Source organism: Polaribacter sp. L3A8 (genome assembly GCF_009796785.1).
Lineage (GTDB): Bacteria > Bacteroidota > Bacteroidia > Flavobacteriales > Flavobacteriaceae > Polaribacter.
The window spans coordinates 77,126-101,252 of the sequence record NZ_CP047026.1 but is presented as its reverse complement, the minus strand read 5'-3'; the positions used below and the strand labels follow the sequence as shown (position 1 = coordinate 101,252).

Here is a 24,127-nt window from a genome sequence, read left to right as displayed (position 1 = left end):
TTTTAAAATGTTACGTTTAAACCTAATAAAAACTGTCTTGCAGATGGATAACTCCCAGAATCAATACCAGCTCCAATTGCTCCGTCATTTATAGATGGATCATAACCTGTGTAGTCCGTTAAAGTAAATAAGTTATTTATAGACGTGTATAATCTTACCTTAGACAAGCCAACTTTTTCTAATAACTCAGGGGCAAAATTATACCCAATCTGTATGTTTTGCATACGTAAGAATGAAGCGTCTTCTACAAAGAAATCTGAGAATAATTTGTTGTTTGTTGCATCATTTGTAAGTCTTGGTACAGAATTACTTGTTCCTGCTCCTGTCCATCTATCTAAATAATATGCAGGTTTATTAACATTTGGTAAAAAACGTTCGAAGTTTCTAACCATGTCTTTCCCTAATTCTGCATACAAATACGATGTAAAATCCCAATTTTTATAGGTAGCAGAAACATTGAATCCCATATAAAAATCTGCTTGTGGTTTCCCAATATTTACTCGATCTTCAAAATTGATAACGCCATCTTCATTGGTATCTTTATATCTAATATCTCCTGGTGATGTTACTGCAGCACCTAATCCAGACTGAGAAGGGTGTGCGTTTACTTCTGCTTGTGTTTGAAAAATACCATCTGTTTGCAAGCCTAAGAAATAACCAATTGGTTGCCCAACTTCCATTCTAGAAGGTGCAAGATTTCCGACAGCAAAACTACCTCCTTCTACAAAAGCACCATCTAAAACCTCTGTTACTTCATTTTTTACGTAGGTAACATTATAACCAAAATTTAGAGTGAAATCTTCTTTAGAAATTGCCTTATAATTAAGTGCTAATTCTCCACCTGTATTTTTAGAAGTACCCGCATTTACTGTTGGGTTTGCTCCTCCTGGTGCGGCAGAACCTAATAAACCAGAAACAGGAAAGTTTTCTATTAATAAATCTTTTCTTGTTTCTTCAAAGTAATCTGCAACAACAGTTAATTTGTCATCAAAGAAATTAATATCTAAACCAATATCTAATTTTTCTGCTGTTTCCCATTGTGCTAATTTATTTGGCAAACCACCTTGTGCAGTTCCATCTACTAAACTTCCATCTAATACATATTCTCCTTCACCATTTAATAATGATCTATATAAATTATCTCCTACTAAGTTCCCTAAAGTACCATAACTTGCTCTTAACTTTAAGAAAGAGATAGTTTCGCTATCTTTTAAGAAATCTTCATCAGAAATTTTCCAACCTGAAGTTACAGACCAAAAATTATCTACTCTTAAAGCTTCATCAAACACTGAAGCTCCATCTCTTCTTATCAATCCTGAAAACAAGTATTTCCCTTTATAATCGTATTGAACTCTACCAAAGAAAGAAGTTAATCGAATATCTCCATTACCTGTATTTAAACTTCTTTGTTCACTTTGAGAGTTTGTTAAGCTAATATCTGCAAAGTCATAAGAATTGTTTGGTACGTCAAAACCGGTAGCATAAATACCATCAAACAAATCATTTTGTACACTTGTACCTGCAGTAAAAGTAGTGTTATGATTTTCTGCAAATGTTTTTTGATACGTAGCAAATGTTTCCCAATTTACTCTTGTAGATGTTGCTTTAAATTGATAAACAGAACTTTGCGTTTTGTTGTACACTTTACTATTTCCGTATTCTTGAATTGGTGTAAAAGAACGTTGCTTTTCATTATAAATTTTATAACCAACACGAGATACTACATTTAAACCTTCAATTGGTTTGTATTCTAATTTAAAGTTTCCTTCAATTCCGTTTCCATTATTTTCACCAAAAGTATTATTTAATAATGATAAAGGATTTACCACTTCAATTCCTAAAAAATTATTGGTATCGTTTTCTGCAACACCAAAAGTTGGTGCATAATTTAAACCATTAAATAATAACGATCCATCAAAACCTTGAGATGCACTTGTAAAATAGTTTGCAATTACAGAGAAATTTAATTTTTCGCTGATGTCTACACCTAAATTTAATTTGATATTATTTCTAATGAAATTCGATTTATCTTTAGCGATAATACCATCTTGTTCTGTACGAGATGCACTTACAAAATATCTAAAACTTTCTCCACCACCAGATAAACTAATATTATGATTCATTAATAATGCATCATTAAAAAGTTCATCTTGCCAGTTTGTACCTTTACCTAAAGAGTTTACATTACTAAAAGGTACTGTTTGTCCGCTTGCTGCATAAGCCTCATTTAAAACTAAAGCATATTCAGTTGCATTTAAATAATCTAATTTTTTGGTAGTTTGCTGAAAAGCCGCATAAGTATCATACCTTACCGTTGCTTTCTTATTTTTCTTACCAATTTTAGTCGTTACCAAAACAACACCATTTGCTCCTTTTATACCATAAATAGCAGCTTGTGCATCTTTTAAAACCGTAATCGATTCAATATCATTTGGATTGATACTATTTAAATCTCCTTCGTAACCATCTACAATTGTTAATGGCTGATTGTTTGTATTTGAACTTACACCTCTAATTAAAATATTTACTTTAGCACCAGGAGCACCAGAAGACAAGTTTACAGCAACACCAGATGTTGTTCCCTGTAATGCACTTGTTGCATCTATTGGTTTTAAAATATTTAAAGTTTCTTCACCTACAATAGAAACAGAACCTGTAACATCCTTTCTCTTTTGTTTACCATAGCCAATAACTACAATTTCATCTAAAGATTCTGCTGATTCTTCTAACGCTACATTAAGTGTTTGTTGATTAATTACCACTTCTTTTTTGGTATATCCTAAATAACTAAAGACAAGGGTTGTTCCTTTTTCTAAATTAGAAAGACTATAAAGTCCGTCGAAATCTGTTTGAACTCCAACAACTGTTCCTTTAATTATTATACTTACTCCAGGCAATGGATCGCCTGTTTTAGCATCTGTAACAACACCCTTTACATTTATAGTTTGTGCAGACGCACAAAAACCTATAAGTAAAAGGAGTAATAATGTGATTTTTTTTCTCATGAATAAGGTATTTATTATTTCTTGATAAAATTATCGTTAAATTTTAGTTAATTGACAAAAACCACCACAACAAAAAACATACATCGTAAAAAAAACATAATAAATACAGTAAATCCCTAATAAACACAAGGTTTTAGAAACATGTTAAAAATTACCCTATAAAGAAGAGATATTAACCTTGTTGTGGTAATGTATAGGTAAAAAACAACCGTGTTTGGTCGTTAAATTTCTAAGATGTAGTTGGTTAAATTAGAGTCGTGTGGTAAGTCCATTTTTTTTCTTAATCGATACCTTTTAACCTCTACACTTCTTGGAGATATGTTTAATAATGGAGCAATTTCTTTAGATGATAAATTTAACCTTAGGTAAGCACAAAGTCTTAAATCATTAGGTGTTAAATTTACATGCTTATCTTTTACTTTTTTAAGAAAGTTCTTATCAGCATTATTAAATGCTTCTTGAAACATTTTCCAATCATCAGAATTATTTAAATTCTTATCAATAATCTTAATTACTTTTAAAATGTTTTTACTATCTCCGTTTATCAATTCGGTTTTAATAGTGTTTAAGAAATCGTTTTTCTTTATAATATTCATTGTAGAACTAGCCAATTCCCTACTTTTACTATCTATATCTACTCTTAATTTTTCATTATTCAATTTCATTATTATCTGAGAATTTTCTAACTCCTTTAATTTTAATTCTTTCTGAGCTTTCTCTAATAAAATTTTGTTTTTTCGTTTGTACCTTCTTCTGTAATATATATTTATCATTACAATAATAAAAACCACAGATAACGTATAAAAAACGAAAAATAAGTTACTCAAATAATAAGGTCGTTCTATAGAAAAGGAAAAAGATTCCATTTTGGTTACCTGGTTTCCATATTTTCCCTTAACATTAAAGACATAATCTCCATAAGGTAAATTTTCAAAAAGTTGTGATGAATTCTCTGACCAAGCAGACCAAGTACTAGACAAACCTTTTAGTTGGTATTGGTATTCATTTTTAATAATTTTATCATACTTAGAAATACTATATGAAAAATCAATATTATTTTGTTTGTTTTCTAATTCAATTTCACCTTCTAATGAAAGATTGGTTTTTATTCCATCAATTTTATGTACAAGAACATATTGAAGAGAAATAGCGACCTCTTGTTCGCTTTTTTCAATAGCATCATTTAATAATAAATAACCATGAGAAGTACCTATTAAATAATTGTTTTCACTAATTTGTGTTAGATTCTCAAACCCCAACACATTATTCCTGATAGCCCCAGCAATAGGAATCCGTTTTACCTGTGGTTTTAAACTAACACTATTAGAAGTTATAAAAAGAATATTATTATTAGAAAAACTGTAAAAAGTGTTCTTTTTTTCTGGTAACTTCCTTATAGTTGTTATGTTCTCAATATTATTTAAAACATTTGTAAACAGTGTATCTTTACTAAAATTACCATTAGGTAGTTTTTTAAAAATCCCTTTAGAAGAAGCGTAAAACAAATTATTACTAAAAGTAAAAACATTAGATCCATATCCTTCTTCAGGAATATTAACTTTCTTTTGATGAAGAACCTTAGAGTAATTTTCGTCTATTTTTAACTCATAGAACCCCTTTAATTCATGATTTACATACAGTTTATCTTTATAAAACTCATAAAATCTGCTAGAAATATTAAAACCATCAATTTTATTTCTAAACCTCCATACTCCGTTTTTCTTTTCTAGAATAGATAAACCTTGATAAGTACCTTGAATTAAAATATCCGTATTATTTGGCACCTTTTTAATATTCCAAGTACCAAGTTGCTCTGCAATAATATTTATAACTTTTTTATCTTTTATGATAAAGGTTCCTTTATCATGTCCACAAAAAAGGATTCCGTCAATTTCTTTCAGAAACCACACTTGCCCTTCTGTACCTTTTATAATTTTATATTTTAAATCTTTATCTTTAAAAAACAAACCTTGATTTGTTCCTAAATAAAGCTCATTATCAAAAAAGAAAGAACTATAAACTGTACCTAAAGCACCATCTTCATCTTCAAAAATTTTAAAAGCAGAAGATATATTTATACAATTAATTCCGTTATCTAAACCAATCCAAATATTATCTGTTTTATCCTGAAACAAGGAAAGAGCTGTATTATTACTTAATCCATTTTTTCTATTAATGGTAGACGTAATCTCTCCTTTAGAGTTTAAAAAAATAATTCCATTAGAAATTGTTCCCAATACAAAACTATCGTCTTTTAGCTGAATTGCACTAAAAACAGAAAACTTCCCTTTATTTAAATCTGAAGTTCGTAGAACAACATTATGTTCTTTTACGGTAGCAAAACCATTTTCTTCGGATAAAAAAACAAGTTCTTTATTTTGATAAAAACAATTAATAATTTTATTATTTTTAAAAAAATCAACACCAGAAAACATCTTTTCTTCTCCATTTTCTAGTGTAAATACACCAATGTTCTTTTTTTGAAAAAAAATAGTATTATTTATTACAAAAAGCCCTGAAATAGTTTCATTAGAATCTATTATTTTAACTTCTTTGGTGATTTTATTTACAAAATAAATTCTTGTTTTAGATTGAAAAAGTATCCAATCTTGATAAAAATCAACCTTCCAAAACTCTTCTCCTTCTTTTAGTTTTATTTTAAAATCTACTACTAAAGAACTATATTTTAACTGACCTTTTTCATTTTTCTCCCAAAAACCAAAATCCATAAAAGAACCCGTATAAATAACTTTTCCTTTAATTTTTAATGATCTTAAAATCGGATTAGAATAATGTGTATACAATTGCCAATGCTCTCCATTATATTCTAAAAGACCTCCATTATTGGCTACGTAAATTAAATCGTCTTCAGATTGTGCTATTCCCCAATTTTGGTTCTGAGCTTTGTAATTTTCTGGTGTAAATATTTTTATTGGCGGTAACTCCTGTGCGTAACTTATAGAAGAAACAAAAAGAAGAATTAAGAAAGATAAAGTTCTATACATGTTTGATTAGGCAATGTTTGGTTACTAAGTTACACTAAATATTATAAAACTTAGAATAAAACAAGTACCTGTATGGTTTTTGTATAGGTAATTAATCTTATTGCTTTTCTAACAAAACAACATCAAAACTTGAATTTACACTTACTTTTCCTTCTTTAACTACTACCGTTTGATTAGAATAAAAATCATTCACTATTTCACCATCATTAAATATAGATGAAACAGTAATTACTTTATCTCCTATTGGTAAATCAAGACCCGCAATAATTTTATCTTTATTTCGTACTCTTGAAAAAACCAGACCATTTTCTTCTGAAATTAATTGATGCTTTCCTGCTCCAACTGCAGTATGGTTTGCTCTAAACTGCCCTAATTTTTGCCAATGAGTTAAAATATTCTGAGTTTCTTTTTCGTTTTCTATAGCGTTCCAATTCATAAAAGAACGCAAAGTGGCATCACCAACAGTACCTTCTATGGTTAAATCTCTTGCAGATTCATCTCCATAATAGACTTGCGAAGTACCTGGAGTTAATAACAACATGGTTGCCGTTTTATAAGGCATTTTTCGTTCCTTATCAAAAGGTTGCCCATCATCATGAGACGTCATATAATTTAAAACACTATATCCTTTTAAATTGTTTTGAAGTATGGAATCATATTTTTGAAAAACAGCTGCTTCTGCCATTTGTTTGACATTCCATTTCAATTCAAAATTGATTAAACTATTAAAAGCTTTGTCAAAATAATTTACCTTTTTTTCACCCAAATGAAATGCTTTTCCATCAGAAATTGTATAATTATATACCTCACCCACTAAATAAAACTGGCTATTATCTAAAACTTTTTCAGGATTATTCTTTTTGTAAGTAGCAAAAGCAGCATCGCATTCTTGCTTAAATTCTTGCCACACAAATTCTTCTGTATGCTTTACAGTATCTACTCGGTAGCCATCAATTCCAAATTCTGTAATATAATCTGTTAACCATTTCATAATATAAAAACGTGGCGCTCTAGGGTGCCCTGTTCTTGTAAAAAAGGCATTTAACTCTTCCATCTCTTGCTCATAACATCCTTCTGCTTTCCATTTTTCTATTAACTGTGGCGGCAATGCAACATTATCATTACTTTCAGTTTTAATGTCTGGTAAATTTTTAACCAACGTACAAGAAACAGTATGTTCATAACTATCATAAGAACATTGCGGACTCGTTCTTACCCAATCTGAAGGCCAAACCGGATCTTTCTCTGTAACAGGCCCTGTGTGATTGATTACTGCATCTAATAAAACACGAATTCCGTTTTTATGTGCGAGGGCAACCAATTCTTTTAAATCTTCTTTTGTTCCAAAATTAGGATCAATTTTTGTCCAATCTTTTGCCCAATATCCATGAAAACCATAAGACAAACCTGTCCCTTCATCAGTTCCTCCATGAATTTGCTCTACAATTGGCGTCATCCAAATGGCATTTATTCCTAATTTGGTAAAATACCCGTCTTTTATTTTTTGCGTAATCCCTTTAATATCTCCACCTTCAAAACCACGTAATTTTCCGGTTTCTTTAGTTCTATCAAAATTGATATCATTGCTTGTATCTCCGTTATTAAAACGATCTGTCAACAAAAAATAAATATTAGCGCCTTCCCAAACAAACTCTTTTTGTAAAGTTTGTGCTACTACTTTTTCTGTTGATGAATTTTCTTTACAACTAAAAATAGTTGCAATTATGAATATGAAGAGTATTTTTTTCATGAGTATTGTTCCATTTAAATTTCTCCTACAAGGTCTTTTATACCTTATAAGGTGTTTATTTATTAATCTTATAAACCTACAAGGTTTCGAAAATCTTGCAGGATATATAAATGTTATTTTTTAATTTTCAATATAAAAGACTCTAAAGGTTTTACATCTACTCTAACCCTAGCTTCACCATTTTCTACTTTTAAAGTTGATGAATACTCTTTATACAATTGGTCTTCTAGTTGATATTCGCCATCTTTTAAGTTCCATTTTTTAATAATGTCCTCAGGCAAACCTAACTCAAAACCATAGGTGTCCTGAGCATTAAAATTAGAAACGATTATTAATTTTTCATCACCACTCCAACGAACAAAAGATAGTACTCTTTCATTATACCATTCTGTATGCTGACGATTAAAATGATGAATGTCTTGGTATTCTCCCATCAAAGCATCGCTTGTAATGGTAAAGTTTAATAAACGTTTGTAGAAATCTCTTAATGATTTTTCTGCATCTGTAGATTGACCACCATCAAATTTTTTGTTATTTACCCAACGTTGTAAAGTTGGTACACCGATGTAATCGAAAATAGAAGTTCTAGATGCGCTACCAAAACCTGCATTTTCTGCACCTGGTTCGCCAAATTCTTGTCCGAAATAAACCATTGTTGGCGAAGTAGAAATTGTAGTAGAAACTACCATTGCTGGTTTTGCTTTTAAAGCATCACCTGCAAACTCCGGACTCGCAATTCTTTGTTCATCGTGGTTTTCTAAAAAGTGCAACATATTGTGCTCTATATCTTTTAAATCTTCTTGTATTCCCGGAATATGATCTGTAATACCATGACCTTGCATTATATGTTTAATAGTATCATATAATTGAACTTTGTCATACAAATAATCCATTTTCCCTTTTCTGATGTAATTTCTATATTCATTTGGATTGTAGACCTCTGCTAATAAATAAGCATCAGAATTTTTCATTTTTATAGAAGAATTCATAAAACTCCAAAACTCTACAGGTACCATTTCTGCCATGTCATATCTAAAACCATCAACACCTTTTGCAGTCCAATACAAAGCAATATCTCTAAATTTTATCCAAGAACTTGGTATTTTTTTATCTTGCCAAAAAGCAAAATGTTTTTTGTAATCTTCGTTTTCAAAACCTTGTGGCAATTCATCAAAATCTTTTCTTCCTTCTGGAGAAACTCCATAATTTACTTTTACAGTTTCGTACCAATCATTAAAATGAGGTTTTGCAGCGCGCGATCCATTTCCAGTCCATTTTGCAGGGTTTTCAACAAATTTATGATCTGATAAAGGATTTTTTTCTCCGCCTAAAGGCAAATAACTATTTAAGAAATCGGGTACTTGAAATGCTTCATTTGGCACATAATAAAAATTATTATTTACATCATACACCACTGTTTTGTCATCATCTGCACCAAAATCTTTTGTTCCTTCAGGGTTTGATAAACTTTGGTAATTTCTGGCAACGTGGTTGGGTACAATATCAATAATTACTTTTAATCCCGCTTTGTGAGAACGTGCTATTAAGGCCTCAAACTCTTCTAATCTATTGGCTACATTTACAGCCAAATCCGGATTTACATTGTAATAATCCTTTACTGCATACGGAGAACCTGCTCTACCTTTTACAATATCTGGATCGTCATTAGAAATGCCAAATTCTGTGTAATCTTTAATTACATCATGATGCGGAACCCCTGTATACCAAATGTGAGTAACCCCTAAATCTTTAATTTCAGACAATGCTTTTTCTGTAAAGTCGTTGAATTTACCTACACCGTTTTCCTCTATAGTTCCCCATGGTTTGTTGGTAGTATTTGTATTACCAAATAAACGTGTAAAAACCTGATAAACAACTGTTTTTTTCTGTGGATTTGTACTCATTATTTTATTTTTTGATATTTTTTCTTTTGAACAACCAATTACTGTTGATAAAATTAATACGGATAAAACGCTGTATATTTTTCTCATAACCGATTCCTTATTTTAATGAAATTTTTATTTTTATTTCTTCTGTTGGATTCCAGTTTACTGGAATTTTTAAAACATTATTTTCTAAGATTGAATTTTGTTTTCTTTTTCCATCTACTTTTATTTTAGTTGGCTTCCAATTTACATTATGAATAACCAGCAATATTTCTTTTTGCTGTGGCTTCCAGTTCTTTCCAAATTCTGCTTCCATTTCAATTTCTAAACAACGTTTGGTAATTTCTGCTTCAAATTCTAAAACTTCAAATTCCTCTTTTTCAAAAGCATTCGATAGCAAACCATTATCATTGTAAAATTCTCTTTCACTCTCTTTCACAGCAGCATCGTAATAATAATGTAGTTCTAAATTATTTCCGTCATAAGCATCTGTTGTTTGCACTAATTTTGTCATTGCAATAAATGCGCCTCCACGTACATAAGTCGGAATCGAATTTTCATCAACTTGTACACTTTTAGTTTGTCCTCCAGTTACTTTTTCATCCGAATAAAAATTGAACCAATTTGCCGTTTTAGGAAAATAAATTTCTTTGACTTTTACAGAATCTTTTAAAATTGGTGTTATTAAAAAATCCTTTCCCCATAAATAGGTGGTTGAATTTGTCATCAATTTTAGATCATCTTCTTCAAAGAAAATAGGACGCATTAAAGGAGTTCCTTTTTGATTGTTTTCGAAAGCTACATTGTAATTATAGGGTAATAATTTATAACGTAATTCAATAGCTTCTTTAGCCATTCTTTTAGCGCTGTTACTTCTAAAAACAGGTTCACTTGCCACACCTTCTTGTGCGTGAGGTCTAAAAATTGGCTGAAAAACACCGTATTGTAACCAACGTGTGTATAAATTATCATCTAAATTATCTCCTGCAAATCCGCCTAAATCAGAGTGCATATACCCTAAACCTTGCATGCCCATTTGTAAAGCAATTTCTGGTTGAGATTGCAATCCTCCCCAAGTTCTGTTTACATCTCCAGACCAAGGAATCATTCCAAATCGCTGCGAACCAGAAGATCCTGCGCGCATTAAAATAAACGGTCTTTCTTTTGGAAATTCTTTTTGATAGCCTTCAAAAATTAAACGTGCCCAATCATGCCCATAAATATTATGAATTTCATCTGCTTTTTTATCGCTAAAATTCACCCAAGAAGGCAATACTTCCGGTTCTCCTAAATCGCCCCAAAGTCCTTTTGCTCCTAAATTTATAATTTCTTTATAAATATTCCAAAACCACTCTTTTCCTTCCTTTTTATAAATATCTACAATCCCTGTATTGCCAAAATAGAAATCATATTTAGCAGGATTTCCTAGAGAATCTTTTGCTAAAACATCTTTTTTAACTGTTTCTTTCCATTTTTTAGAATTTGATAAAATAAAAGGTTCTGTAATTAAAACCGTCTTTACTCCTTTGTTTTTTAAGCGAGTAATCATTGCTTTCATATCCGGAAAAGAATCTTTGTAAACTTCTAAATTCCCCATGGTGCCTTGTAATGTTTTTCCAAACCAATACAAGTCTAAAATAACAGCATCTACAGGTATATTTTCTTCTTGAAACTTATCTATTGTTGCTTCTGTTTCTCTTTGAGAATGATACCCAAATCTACTCGAAAAGTTACCTAAAGTCCAACGAGCAGGCAAAGGTTGTTTCCCTGTTAAATCGGTGTAATTTTCTACCAAATCCATCCAAGAATCCCCTACTACAACTTGGTACGTTTTACGTCCGGAAATAGTTTCATAGGTTAAAGTATTGTCTTTTTTGCTGTCTAAATCTAAATAACCAATAGGTGCATTATCAAAATGAAGCATGTATTTTTTTGATGAAATTACAATGGGTAATGTAAAATTCATTAATTCTGCGTGCGTTTCATAACCATACTGCGCTCTATTATACAATGGCAATCTATTGCCTCTTCTATTCATACCCAACGCTCTTGACCCTGCTCCATATAGAATTTCGTCTGAAGTTAAATTGAATTCTATTTTTTCTGTTTCGGCTGCAACAATATTACCTTTAACCAATTCCATTGGTTGATGTTTGGATTTTATATATCCTGTTTTTTCTGATGTAATTTCCTTATCCTTATAGAAATAAGATATCTTAAAAGGCTTTTTCTGAATTTTTACCGAGACTCCTTTTGTAGAAAAATTAACAAAAGTTGATGACTCCCTAAATCTAGCATGCACATCAGTTGGTTTTAAAACAACTGCATGAGAGTTGGCTACAAAAGTTTCTCCTTTAGGTATAAAAGAGGTTTCTACTATTTTAGAATTGTAAAACTGAATTCTATAAGATCCGTCTGTTACCTCTACATGTAAAAAATTACAGTCTTTAAATGTTGCTTTCTTAAAACCTCTTTTCGAATTTTGAGTAAAAGCAAAAGCTGTTATAAAAAGTAATAAAAAAAGAATAATATATGTTTTCATCTGTTTTTGCTTTTAATTCATTCTGGTACATTTACTTTAAAAGTACATAGTTTATTTTTTTAATAAAAAAGTAAGAGGAATATCCACTCTTTTTTGCCAAGACAATTCAGAATGATCGCTCCCTTCAAAAAATAAGTTTTTAAAATTTGCTTCGGTATAGCTACCGTTTGTAAAAATTGAATCTACTTTTGATGCATATTTTCCATAAAATTGATCTAACGTTTTATTACCATAATCAAAATACATTTTATGCGTTTTTGCATCTGGTAAATGCGCTTCTAAATACTTAAAAATAGCTTTAGGCAAAGGGTTGTTTTCCTTTGGCACTGCGCCAACCCAATGGGTAGATAAACAAGCGGCACCTGCAAATACATCTGGATATTCTGCCACTGCATACATAGACATTAAACCGCCCATAGATGAACCTGCCACAAACGTATTTTCTTTGTCTCTATAAACCGAATATGTTTTATCGATATAAGGTTTTAACTCTTCTACTAAAAATTTTAAATATTTATCTCCCGTTAAATTGATCGTCAAATTATTCTTCTTAGCCTCTTCAATCATTATATTTTTATCTTCTTTCGATAAAAAACTCATGGCTTTTTCTGGAAATAAATCTAACCAGCGAATCGCTGGTATGTTATGAATGCCCACTACAATAAAATCTTTAGTAATTCCTTGTTTCATTAATTTTGAAGCAACCTCATCTACCATCCATTCTTGTTTGTTCCATGTTGTTGTGGCATCAAATAAATTCTGACCATCATGCATATATAGAACGGCATATTTTTTTGCTGCTGAATAGTTTTCTGGCAACCAAACATCCACAGGTCTTGGGGTAATATTTTTAGAAGGAAAAGCAGCTACTCTTATTAATTGTCCTGATGATAAAACCGCCTTTTCTAATACTTTAGAGGTGATTTTTAAAGTGTCCTCCTCTTTCTTATCCGTATTCTTTGTTTCTGACTTACAAGCAACTATTAAAAAAATTAATAACAAAACTATATATTTTTTCATGATTTATATTTTAAATACCGTGAGAAAAAAAGCTTGACAACTCAACTAAAAAAAAGACTTCTTTCTATAAGTTATTTATTTTTGTAGTTAAAATAATACTACCTTTTTCCGTTAAATGAATTTCATCATTCCAAATAAAATCTTCTCCGGTTATAATATTTTTAAGATTTTTTCCTGATAAACCGACTTCTTCATATCGTTTTAAATCGAGTGTAATTGGTTGTTCATTTTTATTGATAATAAGCACTACAGTTTCATCATCTTTTATTCTAAACAAGAAATAAGTACCATTAAAAGGAGCAAAATGTAGGGTTTTACCATCATGAATTGCAGCACTATGTTTGCGATAGTTTAATACCTTAGCAACAAAAGATTGCATGTCTTTTTGGTATTCATTTAAACCTTCTCCTGTAAAGGCATTTGTGGCATCATCTTTCCATCCACCAGGAAAATCAGATCTAATTAAACCATGATCTCCAGGATTTGCAGAATCATTCATTAAAATTTCTGTACCGTAATAGACTTGCGGAGTTCTAGGTAAAACCAATATATAGCTCAATGCCATTTTAGCTTTTCTAATATCTTCCCACAACTCTGTAAACATTCTCGTTTTATCATGATTGTCTACAAAAATTAAAATATCTTTTGGAGTTGTATAATGAAAATCATTCGCTAAACCTTCATACAGTTTTATCAAACCTTTATCCCATTCCTCTTCTTCATTAAGACCTTCTACAATTGCTTTTTGCATCGGAAAATCCATCGGAGATTTTAAGTTAGACTCGTAACCATCTTTATTATTTGCGCCTTTTTGCCAATAACCAACAATTAACGGATTGTAACTCCATTCTTCTCCAACAATAGAAAAATTAGGATATTCATTCATAATGCTACCTGCCCAATTACTCATAAATGTTTTATCAGGATATGGATATGTATCTTGTCTAATACCTCCTAAACCCAATGTTTCTAACCACCAAATACTATTCTGAATAATGTAGGCTGCTAAAAACGGATTTCGTTGATTTAAATCTGGCATTTTGGGAGAAAACCACCCTTCATTATTTCCTTTTCGATCTACTTGTGATGCGTACAAATCTTGATTTGTAGTTCTTCTATGATTAGATCCAATAGAGGTTTCACTGGCCCAATTGTCTATATTGTCTTCATAGTTTTTTTGATTATTTAACCAATCATCAAACGGAAGATCCTTCATCCACCAATGCCCTATTCCACAATGATTTGCAACTTGATCCATGATTAATTTCATGTTCTTTTTACGTAATTCATCGGCTAATTTTTTATAGTCCTCAAGTGTTCCAAAACGTGGGTCTACTTGATAATAATCTGTAATTGCATAACCATGATAAGAACTTTCTTCCATATCATTTAACAAAACAGGAGTTGGCCAAACGGCAGTAAAACCTAAATCTGCTATATAATCTATATGGTTCATAATTCCCTGTAAATCACCACCATGACGTTTATAATTATCTACTCTATCTATGGTAGCTTCTTTTAAGCCTACAACAATGTCATTCGTTTCATCTCCATTTGCAAAACGATCTGGAGTAATTAAATAAATAGCATCTGTACTATTAAACCCAACATATTCATCCGAAGTCTTTTCTCTTGACTTTAATTGATAGGTATGCGTTTTTATTGCCCCATCATCAAATGTAAAAGTTATATTGAATTTTCCTGGTTTTGTAGCAGCATCAATATTTAAATCGATAAATAAATAATTATTGCTTTTTGCTTTGTTTACTTTTTCTATAGTAACTCCGGCATAAGAAATTGATGGAATAGCAGCACCAATATTGTTTTCTTTTACCAATAATTGTAACGAAGTATTTTTAAAACCAATAAACCAATTTGGAGGTTCAACTCTTTCAACTTCATTCATTATCCCTGTCTCTTCATTCAAAACTTCCATCTTATTTGGTTCTTTTTTTTCGCATGAAAACAAAAGTACGATAACAATAATTAATGGTAGGCTTTTCATTTTTTTTGATGTTGTTTTTTATACCTACAAGATTTTTGTAGGCCTTGTAGGTATTTAAAAAAATCTTCTCGATTGGAATTTTACTTCTTTGGCGATACTGTTATTTGTTCTCCATTTACTAAAAGACTGATAATACTTGTACCATCAACTTCAAATTCAGTTCCTTTTTGTGAAACATTTACAGTAATCATTGTATGTCTAAAGTTTACTTTAAATGAATAAGAGTTCCATTCTTTAGGAATTTTTGGAGCAAAAGAAAGTGTATTATTTTGCACTCTCATTCCTCCAAAACCTTCTACAATACTCATCCAAGTACCTGCCATAGAGGTAATATGCAACCCTTCTTCTACTTCGTGATTGTAATCGTCTAAATCTAAACGAGATGTACGTAAATAAAAAGTATATGCTTGTTCCATTCTGTCTAACTTTGCAGCTTGTATACTGTGTACACAAGGAGAAAGCGAACTTTCATGCACTGTAAATGGCTCGTAAAAATCGAAATGACGCTCTAACTCTTCCGTAGAAAAATCATTTTCAAACATGTAAAAACCTTGTAAAGTATCTGCTTGTTTTATGTATGGCGAACGTAAAATTCTGTCCCAACTCCATTTCTGATTGATCGGTCTTTGACTCTTATCTAAATTTGCAACGGTAATTAATTCTTTATCTAAAAAACCATCTTGTTGTAAATATACATTGTGTTTTTCTGAAAAAGGAAAATACATATTATCTGCAACGTTTTTCCATTTCGTTAATTCATCATAAGAGAAATTTACTTTTTCTTTGATTCTGTTATAATCAGCTACATGTGCTGTTTTTACAATTTCTATATTTTCTAACGCATAATTGATACACCATTTTGCAATGTAATTGGTATAAAAATTATTGTTGATGTTGTTCTCATATTCATTCGGACCGGTTACACCCAAAATCATAAATTTATTTTTATCCGAAGAAAAAGTAGCTCTTTGTTGCCAAAAACGAGCAATACCTATTAAAACTTCCAATCCTTTTTCTGGAATGTAAGAATAATCATCCGTAAAGCGGTAATAGTTAAAAATCGCAAAAGAGATGGCTCCGTTTCTATGAATTTCTTCAAAGGTAATTTCCCATTCGTTATGGCATTCTTCACCATTCATAGTTACCATTGGGTATAATGCTGCTCCGTTTGTAAAACCAAGTTTAGCCGCATTTTCTATTGCTTTGTCTAAATGTTTATATCTGTATTCCAACAACGTTCTTGCTACAGATTGATCTTTGGTTGCCATGTAAAAAGGAATACAATACGCTTCTGTATCCCAATACGTACTTCCTCCATATTTTTCTCCAGTAAACCCTTTTGGCCCAATATTTAACGTAGCATCGGTACCTAAATAGGTTTGGTTTAGTTGAAAAATATTAAAACGAATTCCTTGTTGTGCTTTTACATCGCCCTCTATGGTAATGTCAGACATGTTCCATATTTGTGCCCAAGATTGCTTTTGCATTTCTAACAAGGCATCAAAACCAATACTTACCGCTTTGTCTAAAGCCTTTTTTGCAGCTGTAACTAATTGGTCTTTTTCATGATCTCTATCTACCACATAACCACCAAATTTATGAATGGTATAGGTTTGGTTTTGTTTTATTTCTTGTTCGTAAACGTAAGAAATAATATTTTCTGTTTGCTCATTCTTACTCTCTGCAGCAACCTCTACATTATTTACAAACAAACGAGATTCCATAAAAGTACACGTATAAAAGTGCGTTTTCATGGTTCTAGACTGAATATAAGATTGTTTGTCGTTTTTAGAAACCTCTAAAACATCCCAAAACTGGTCATCCCAATTGGTATCTTCATTAGTAATACCAGCATCTATATAAGGAATATAAGTAATTTTAGCATCCGAATTTAAAGGAGTTACGTTGTATTTGATAGCTCCAATTTCATCTAACTCTAAACTTAAAAAACGTTTGGTATCTACTTTAATTTTGATTCCGTTTTGTAAAACAGCTTCAAAACTTCTAGACAACCAACCTTCTTTCATGTTAAGTTCTCTTTTAAATTCTGAAACTTCTTTACACGTATGTAAATCTAATTTTTCATCATTGATTAGCACGTTAATACCAATCCAGTTTGGCGCATTCAACACTTTTGCAAAATACTCTGGATATCCGTTTTTCCACCATCCAACACGTGTTTTATCTGGATAATAAACCCCTGCAATATAACTTCCTTGAAAAGTTTCTCCGCTATATTGTTCTTCAAAATTTGCTCTTTGTCCCATGGCACCATTACCAATGCTAAAAAGACTTTCTGATGATTTTACTTTATCTGAATTAAAGCCTTCTTCTATGATAGACCATTCGTTTGGTATGATGTAATCTTGATTCATTTTGTATTTTTAAGATGTTAGAAAATAAATTTCAAACTGCAACAGTCAAATTTATCACGTTCTAATATGTTTTTTTTAAGAGAAAGAACTTCAGAAACCCTTCTAATTTCTGGGCTCTTTTTTCTATTCTCTTGTTTCTTTTGTCTTAATTATCTATTAATTAACTCTTGTATAAAACCGGTACTGATTTCTGTAAAATCGTTGTAGTTAAATTGTGCTTCAGAAAGTATTTTTTTATCACCAATACCTATACTTATCATTTTTGCAGCATTTGCAGCTTCTACACCCGCAACAGCATCTTCAAAAACTACACAATCACTTGCATTTACTCCCAATTGTTTTGCCGCAAGTAGAAAAACCTCTGGATCTGGTTTTGCTTTGGTTACATTATTTCCATCTACAATGGTATCAAAATAATGTAATAAACCAACTTTTTCTAAAATAGGTTGTGCATTTTTACTAGCAGAACCTAAAGCAATAGGAATGTTTTTCTCCTTTAAAAAGGCTAATATTTTAGGTACATCAGGCAAAATCTCTGATGCATCCATATTTTCTATATACTTTAAATAGTCTACATTTTTTTCTACCATCCAAGTATCAAACTCTTCTTGTGTAGCTTCTCTATTCCCTATTTCTAATAAAATTTCTAAACAACGTTTTCTACTAACGCCTTTAAATAATTCGTTTTGTTCTTTGGTAAACTCGAATCCTAAGTGATTCGCTAATTTTTTCCAAGCTAAATAATGATATTTTGCAGTGTCTACAATAACACCATCCAAATCGAATATAAATCCTTTTTCCATCTACTTTTAATTTGTTTTTTTTGAAATAAAATCAGTCTTAAAACCAACTAATTTAATTTATATATGTTCTTTTATTTTTAAACTTCTTCTTGATAACTAATGGCATTTTTATTGGTAATTAACAAATTACACAACCCTGCAATTATTAAACTAATACCTGCAACTGTCATCGCATTTATAGCATCTTCACCTAATAAATTAGACACATAATTGATACCACCTAATGCTGCAATAATTTGTGGCATTACAATAAACATGTTAAAGATTCCCATAATTACACCCATTTTCTTTGGATCTACAGAACTAGATAACATAGCATAAGGCATAGATAAAATACTACCCCAAGCAAAACCAATTAATACAAAACAGTATTTTAAACTTTCTGGAGATGCATAAGTCATTGATAAAAAACCTGCTCCTCCTATTATTAAAGAAAACATGTGTACATATTTTCTGTTGATGTTTCTTTTTGAAGTGTATAAGGTTAATAATAACGCAAATACCATTGATGACAGCCCATAAATACCCATAGCAGAACCTACTGAATTTGACGATTCTTGAAACTTTGTGTTGGCTATTTTAAATGCTTCTGCTTGTACCGTGTCTGCCATATTAAATGCAGCTTCTACAGGTGCTGGTGTATGAAACACATGCTCTGTTAAAGCAGGGTTTGCCATAGACCACATGGTAAAAAAGGCAAACCAAGAGAAAAATTGAATGACTCCCAATTTTTTCATCGTAGTTGGCATGCTTCCAATATTGTTTAAAATATCAGGAATAAAATTATTTTTTTCTTTCTTTTCTTTTTCAAAAGCTTCCATGTCTTCTGGTGGATATTCATCCGTTGTAAAAACGGTATACAGAATACTCGCCATAAAAACCAAGGCTCCAATGGCAAAAGCAACTTTTACAGACATTGGTACTACGCCAGATGCAGCTTCATTACTAACACCTAATTGAGAAACCATCCAAGGTAAGTTACTTGCAATCCAAGTTCCAATACCTATAATTAAGGTTTGTACAACAAAGCCATAAGATCGCTGAGATTCTGGTAATTTGTCTGCTACTAAAGCTCTAAATGGCTCCATAGAAACATTTATAGATGCATCTAAAACCCATAATAACCCAGCGGCAACCCATAATACAGGAGAATGAGGCACAACAAATAATGCTAAAGAGCTTAAAATTGCTCCTATTAAAAAGTAAGGTTTTCTTCTACCCCATTTTACACTCCAAGTTTTATCACTCATATAACCAATTATTGGTTGTACAAGTAAACCTGTTAAAGGCGCTGCAATCCAAAGCATCGGAATTTCTTCCGTGTCTGCTCCTAAAGTTTGAAAAATTCTTGACATAAATCCACCTTGTAGGGCGAATCCGAATTGTATTCCTAGAAATCCAAAACTCATGTTCCAGATTTGCCAGAAGCTTAATTTACGCTTTTCCATTTATCTATGCTATTAGTGGATATTACAATAAGCGTTTACACTTATCAATTAATAAATTTTGTGGAATGTAATTTATTGATAAATCGTAATTATGACACAAAGATAGATTTTTTATTGAAAAACAAGTAAAAGCAACGAAACTATCTACGACGACGTTTTCGTAGATTCTCGTAGTTTTAAATCACTAGAAATCACAATTTTTTTAGGTTTATACACTTCAGATTCTTTTTCAATTCGTTCAATTAAAAGTTCAACTGCTTGTTTTCCCATTGTAAAACCATGTTGTGCAACTGTTGTAATAGATGGTGATGAATATCTAGAAATTAAACCGTCTGTAAAGCCAATAATAGAAAGGTCTTCTGGCACTCGAAAACCTCTTTCTTTTGCTAATTTCATTGCTTTTGCTGCATAAATTTCATTTACGGCAAAAACACCATCTATATCTTGTTCAAATATTTTTTCTATTTGATTACAGATATTGCCTTCTTCATCAATTTCTATAATTAAATTAGGATCTGTTTTAATATAAGCTTCAATTAAAGCTTTCTCATAACCTTGCCTTCTTAAAGTACCTACATTAACATGTTTTGGTGTTGTAATTAAAGCAATTCTTTTTCGTCCATTTTCTAGTAAATGTTTGGTTGCCTTATAACCAGCTCCAACATCATCTACAACCACTTTATCACATAAAATTTCGTCTACAACTCTATCAAATAATACTAACGGAATTTCTTCTGCCACCAATGCTGTAAAGTGATTAAAGTCTTTATTTTCAAGGGTTTCATTAGCTATCGAAACAATTAAACCATCTACACTTCCGTTTGATAAAACTTTTAAAGTTTCTACTTCTTTTTTATAAGATTCATTAGAGAAACAAACCATAATATGATAGCCTTTTGCAATAGCTCCTTCTTCAATCCCCATAATAACTGTAGAGAAAAAATGATGCACTATTTTAGGTAAAATAACACCAATTACTTTGGTCTTCTGATTCCGAAGTTGAAGCGCTAAACTATTAGGTTTGTAATTATAATAATCTGCAAACGCTTGAATTTTTTCTTTGGTTTCTTTACTAATTTCATGACTATCCTTTAAAGCCTTTGAAACTGTAGAGGTAGAAACGCCTAATTCTTTAGCGATTGTTTTTATGGTAATTTTTTTCTTCATTTATTGCGAAATGACAAAATTTAATTCGATTATCTGTTAATTTATTAATAAAAATACTCAAAAAGTTGTTAACACGAAAACGTTTTCGTGATTTTTATCATACTAAAATCGATAGACAAGATGCTATCTTTACAAAGTGGAATGTAAATTTATTGTTGTCGACAAGTCAAATTTACAGTTATAATTTAACAAAATATACATGAAAAAATTTAAATTATTGTTAATTGGAATTCTTTTAACATCATCATTTAGCATGTTTGCACAACAAACAGTTAAAGGTGTTGTAAAAGAAAAAACATCGGGCAGTCCTTTGCCAGGTGTTAGTGTAGTATTAAAAGGTACTACAAGAGGTACACAAACCGATTTTGATGGAAACTTTGCTATTGATAAGGTACAAACGGGAAGTGTACTTGTGTTTAGATATTTAGGATTTGCAGATAAAGAAGTTACAATTAGTACAGATTTTAACCTTATTGTTGAGTTATCAGAATCTGCCGAATCTTTAGATGAGATTGTTGTGGTAGGTTATGGTACAACTACCGTTAAAGATGCAACTGGTTCTGTAGAGTCTATTACAGCTAAAGATTTCACAAAAGGAAACATTGTAACACCAGAAAATTTATTAAGTGGTAGAGTTTCTGGGGTAAATGTTACTACAAGTGGTGCTCCTGGTTCTGGATCTCAAATTACTATTCGTGGAGGATCTTCTATTGGTGCTTCTAACAGTCCTTTAATTATTATAGATGGTTTGCCTATAGAAAACAGTGATGCTAGTATTTCTGGTTCTCGTGGTTTATTAGCAAACATTAACCCAAATGACATTGAATCATTTTCTGTTTTAAAAGATGCATCTGCAACTGCTATTTATGGTTCTAGAGCTTCTAATGGTGTTATTATTATTACTACTAAAAAAGGTAGAAAAGATTTTACATTAGATTTTGATATGCAATATACTTTTGGTGAAGTATTAGATAGAGTAAATGTTTTTTCGGCAAATGATTATAGAAGTTTAATTACTGCAAAAAGACCAGGCGATGTGAGTACTTTAGGGAATGCAAATACAGATTGGCAAGATGAAGTATTACGTTCTACAACGTCTTCTTTATACAACCTTACTGCAAAAGGACAAATATTTGGTGCAATACCAACAAGACTTTCTATAGGTTTTGCCAACCAAGAAGGAGCCTTATTAACGTCTCAATTTGATAGAAAAACAATTTCTCTTTCTATGAATCCTTCTTTATTTAAAGATCATTTAAAAATTAACTTAAACTATAACAGAGTTTTTGAAGATAGTCGTTTTGGTGATTCAGGACAAATTGGTGCTGCTTTACGTTATGATCCTACACAACCTGTTTACGATGCTTCTTCTAGGTTTGGTGGCTTTTATCAACATTTTTCTAATGGAGAAATTGCAAACGGAACTACCAACCCTATTGCCTCTTTATTACAACGAAATAATACAGGGTACGCTTTTAGACAATACGGTAACTTAAATTTCGATTACAAGTTTCACTTTATACCAGATTTAAGAGCGGTTGTAAATGTTGGTTTCGATAAGATTACATCAGAAAACAGCGACATTACATCAAAATTAGCTCCTGCTCAATCTAACGCATTATTTTTTGGTAATGATGCTTTTAACACCCAAGAAAGAGGTAATAAATTATTTGATACGTATTTAAACTATTCAAAAAGTTTTAATCAATTAAATGTAGATTTTACTGGTGGGTATTCTTATCAGAGATTCGAAAACTTTGGTACCAATTCTGGAAACAGAAATAATCCAGAAAATATTCCTACCACATTTGCAGATCCAGATGTTGTTAACTTAGGATTCTTTAGTAGACTTAAATTTAAATACAACGAAAAATATTTACTTACTTTAAACTTTAGAAGAGATGGTACTTCTCGTTTTAGTTCAGACAATCAATGGGGTAACTTTGGTGGTGCCGCATTAGCTTGGAATATAAGTGATGAAGATTTCTTAAAAGATTCTAAAGTATTATCTAGCTTAAAATTAAGAGCAAGTGTTGGTTTAACCGGGCAACAAAACATACCTGGTGTTAATGATTTGTATTTAGATAGATACCGTTTTGGTAATGAAACCTCAAGATATTTATTTGGTAACTCTTCTATAAAATCTACCATTCCTTCGGTTGTAAATCCTGATTTAAAATGGGAAGAAACAACAACTATTGAATTTGGTGTAGACTATGGTTTGTTTGATAATAAGTTTAGTGGATCTTTAAGTGCTTTTCAAAAAACATCTGATGATTTATTATTTGATGCTGCTTTAGCAGATGGTACTAATTTTGGAAACAGTACAATCCAAAATATTGGTCAATTACAAATTAAAGGTTTAGAGTTTACTTTAAACGGAGACATCCTTAAAAGTGAAGACTATAATTGGAACTTTACCTTTAACGCAACCTATTTAGACAGAAAAATAACAGAACTTGCAAACAACCAAGATGTTAGAACAGGTGGTATTGCTGGAGGAACTGGTAATACGATTCAATTATTAAGAGAAGGTTTTGCTCCTAATTCATTTTATGTTTACAAACAATTATACAATACTGCAGGTAAACCTATTGAAGGAGCCTACGCAGATTTAAATGGAGATAATATTATAAATGATGATGATAGATATTTAAAAGAAAATCCAAATGCTGATGTTACTTTAGGTTTTCAATCTAATTTTAATTACAAAAATTTCGATGTCGCTTTTAATTTAAGAGCAAGCCTTGGTAATTATGTTTACAACAACGTAAACTCTTCTAGAGCTCAATATGAATTATTACTAGATAACGCTGTTTTAGGTAACATTCCTACCACGGTATTAGATACAGATTTCTTAAGAACTTCTGATGTTATAAATTCTGACATCTATATAGAAAATGCTTCTTATTTAAGAATGGACAATGTTACTTTAGGATATACTTTTAACAACCCAATAAAAAAATTCTCATATAGCAGTATTCGTTTATGGGCTGGTGTACAAAATGTATTCACTTTAACAAACTACTCTGGTTTAGACCCAGAAGTATTTGAAGGAATTGATAATTTAATTTATCCAAGATCTAGAAACTTTTTAATGGGTGCTAATATTAAATTCTAA

Annotated in this window: 12 protein-coding genes; 1 reads left to right on the top strand and 11 read right to left on the bottom strand. The window is 31.0% G+C overall.

Annotated elements, in window-relative coordinates:
- Window positions 1–2: 2 nt before the first annotated feature.
- The 11 genes from GQR92_RS00385 to GQR92_RS00335 all read right to left on the bottom strand — a co-directional run bounded on the left by GQR92_RS00385 (window position 3) and on the right by GQR92_RS00335 (window position 21,006).
- Window positions 3–3,005, bottom strand: a complete 3,003-nt coding sequence (locus GQR92_RS00385) for a SusC/RagA family TonB-linked outer membrane protein (RefSeq protein WP_158837266.1) — start codon at window positions 3,003–3,005, stop codon at window positions 3–5.
- Between the two features lie 221 nt (window positions 3,006–3,226).
- Entirely contained in the window at window positions 3,227–6,010 is a 2,784-nt protein-coding gene (locus GQR92_RS00380) for a helix-turn-helix and ligand-binding sensor domain-containing protein (protein WP_158837265.1), read from the bottom strand.
- A gap of 97 nt (window positions 6,011–6,107) precedes the next feature.
- Window positions 6,108–7,760, bottom strand: coding sequence for an alpha-amylase family glycosyl hydrolase (locus tag GQR92_RS00375; protein ID WP_158837264.1), 1,653 nt, complete (start codon window positions 7,758–7,760; stop codon window positions 6,108–6,110).
- 113 nt (window positions 7,761–7,873) lie between these two features.
- On the bottom strand, window positions 7,874–9,664 hold the full coding sequence (locus GQR92_RS00370; protein ID WP_441339132.1) for an alpha-amylase family glycosyl hydrolase: 1,791 nt from the start codon (window positions 9,662–9,664) through the stop codon (window positions 7,874–7,876).
- A gap of 97 nt (window positions 9,665–9,761) precedes the next feature.
- A complete protein-coding gene (locus GQR92_RS00365; protein WP_158837262.1) occupies window positions 9,762–12,188 on the bottom strand; it encodes a TIM-barrel domain-containing protein in 2,427 nt (808 codons plus the stop codon).
- Window positions 12,189–12,239: 51 nt separating this feature from the next.
- Window positions 12,240–13,208: an alpha/beta hydrolase gene (locus GQR92_RS00360; RefSeq protein ID WP_158837261.1), complete on the bottom strand. Its 969-nt coding sequence runs from the start codon at window positions 13,206–13,208 to the stop codon at window positions 12,240–12,242.
- Window positions 13,209–13,272: 64 nt separating this feature from the next.
- Window positions 13,273–15,213, bottom strand: a complete 1,941-nt coding sequence (locus GQR92_RS00355) for a glycoside hydrolase family 13 protein (protein WP_158837260.1) — start codon at window positions 15,211–15,213, stop codon at window positions 13,273–13,275.
- Window positions 15,214–15,293: 80 nt separating this feature from the next.
- Window positions 15,294–17,588, bottom strand: coding sequence for a glycoside hydrolase family 65 protein (locus GQR92_RS00350; protein WP_158837259.1), 2,295 nt, complete (start codon window positions 17,586–17,588; stop codon window positions 15,294–15,296).
- Window positions 17,589–17,737: 149 nt separating this feature from the next.
- Window positions 17,738–18,391: a beta-phosphoglucomutase gene (gene pgmB, locus GQR92_RS00345; protein WP_158837258.1), complete on the bottom strand. Its 654-nt coding sequence runs from the start codon at window positions 18,389–18,391 to the stop codon at window positions 17,738–17,740.
- A 77-nt stretch (window positions 18,392–18,468) separates the two neighbouring features.
- Window positions 18,469–19,839: an MFS transporter gene (locus GQR92_RS00340; protein ID WP_158837257.1), complete on the bottom strand. Its 1,371-nt coding sequence runs from the start codon at window positions 19,837–19,839 to the stop codon at window positions 18,469–18,471.
- 144 nt (window positions 19,840–19,983) lie between these two features.
- Window positions 19,984–21,006 (bottom strand): LacI family DNA-binding transcriptional regulator, encoded by a 1,023-nt coding sequence (locus tag GQR92_RS00335; protein ID WP_158837256.1) that lies wholly within the window; start codon window positions 21,004–21,006, stop codon window positions 19,984–19,986.
- Between the two features lie 199 nt (window positions 21,007–21,205).
- On the opposite strand from GQR92_RS00335, the gene GQR92_RS00330 reads away from it, so the two are divergent.
- Window positions 21,206–24,127, top strand: coding sequence for a SusC/RagA family TonB-linked outer membrane protein (locus GQR92_RS00330; RefSeq protein ID WP_158837255.1), 2,922 nt, complete (start codon window positions 21,206–21,208; stop codon window positions 24,125–24,127).

What these genes read in the sequence shown, in the direction of transcription:
- GQR92_RS00355 (WP_158837260.1), bottom strand. Translation starts at nt 15,213, where the DNA reads ATGAAAAGCCTACCATTAATTATTGTTATCGTACTTTTGTTTTCATGC.
- GQR92_RS00380 (WP_158837265.1), bottom strand. Translation starts at nt 6,010, where the DNA reads ATGTATAGAACTTTATCTTTCTTAATTCTTCTTTTTGTTTCTTCTATA.
- GQR92_RS00360 (WP_158837261.1), bottom strand. Translation starts at nt 13,208, where the DNA reads ATGAAAAAATATATAGTTTTGTTATTAATTTTTTTAATAGTTGCTTGT.
- GQR92_RS00335 (WP_158837256.1), bottom strand. Translation starts at nt 21,006, where the DNA reads ATGAAGAAAAAAATTACCATAAAAACAATCGCTAAAGAATTAGGCGTT.
- GQR92_RS00330 (WP_158837255.1), top strand. Translation starts at nt 21,206, where the DNA reads ATGAAAAAATTTAAATTATTGTTAATTGGAATTCTTTTAACATCATCA.
- GQR92_RS00375 (WP_158837264.1), bottom strand. Translation starts at nt 7,760, where the DNA reads ATGAAAAAAATACTCTTCATATTCATAATTGCAACTATTTTTAGTTGT.
- GQR92_RS00385 (WP_158837266.1), bottom strand. Translation starts at nt 3,005, where the DNA reads ATGAGAAAAAAAATCACATTATTACTCCTTTTACTTATAGGTTTTTGT.
- GQR92_RS00370 (WP_441339132.1), bottom strand. Translation starts at nt 9,664, where the DNA reads ATGAGTACAAATCCACAGAAAAAAACAGTTGTTTATCAGGTTTTTACA.
- GQR92_RS00365 (WP_158837262.1), bottom strand. Translation starts at nt 12,188, where the DNA reads ATGAAAACATATATTATTCTTTTTTTATTACTTTTTATAACAGCTTTT.
- pgmB (WP_158837258.1), bottom strand. Translation starts at nt 18,391, where the DNA reads ATGGAAAAAGGATTTATATTCGATTTGGATGGTGTTATTGTAGACACT.
- GQR92_RS00350 (WP_158837259.1), bottom strand. Translation starts at nt 17,588, where the DNA reads ATGAATCAAGATTACATCATACCAAACGAATGGTCTATCATAGAAGAA.
- GQR92_RS00340 (WP_158837257.1), bottom strand. Translation starts at nt 19,839, where the DNA reads ATGGAAAAGCGTAAATTAAGCTTCTGGCAAATCTGGAACATGAGTTTT.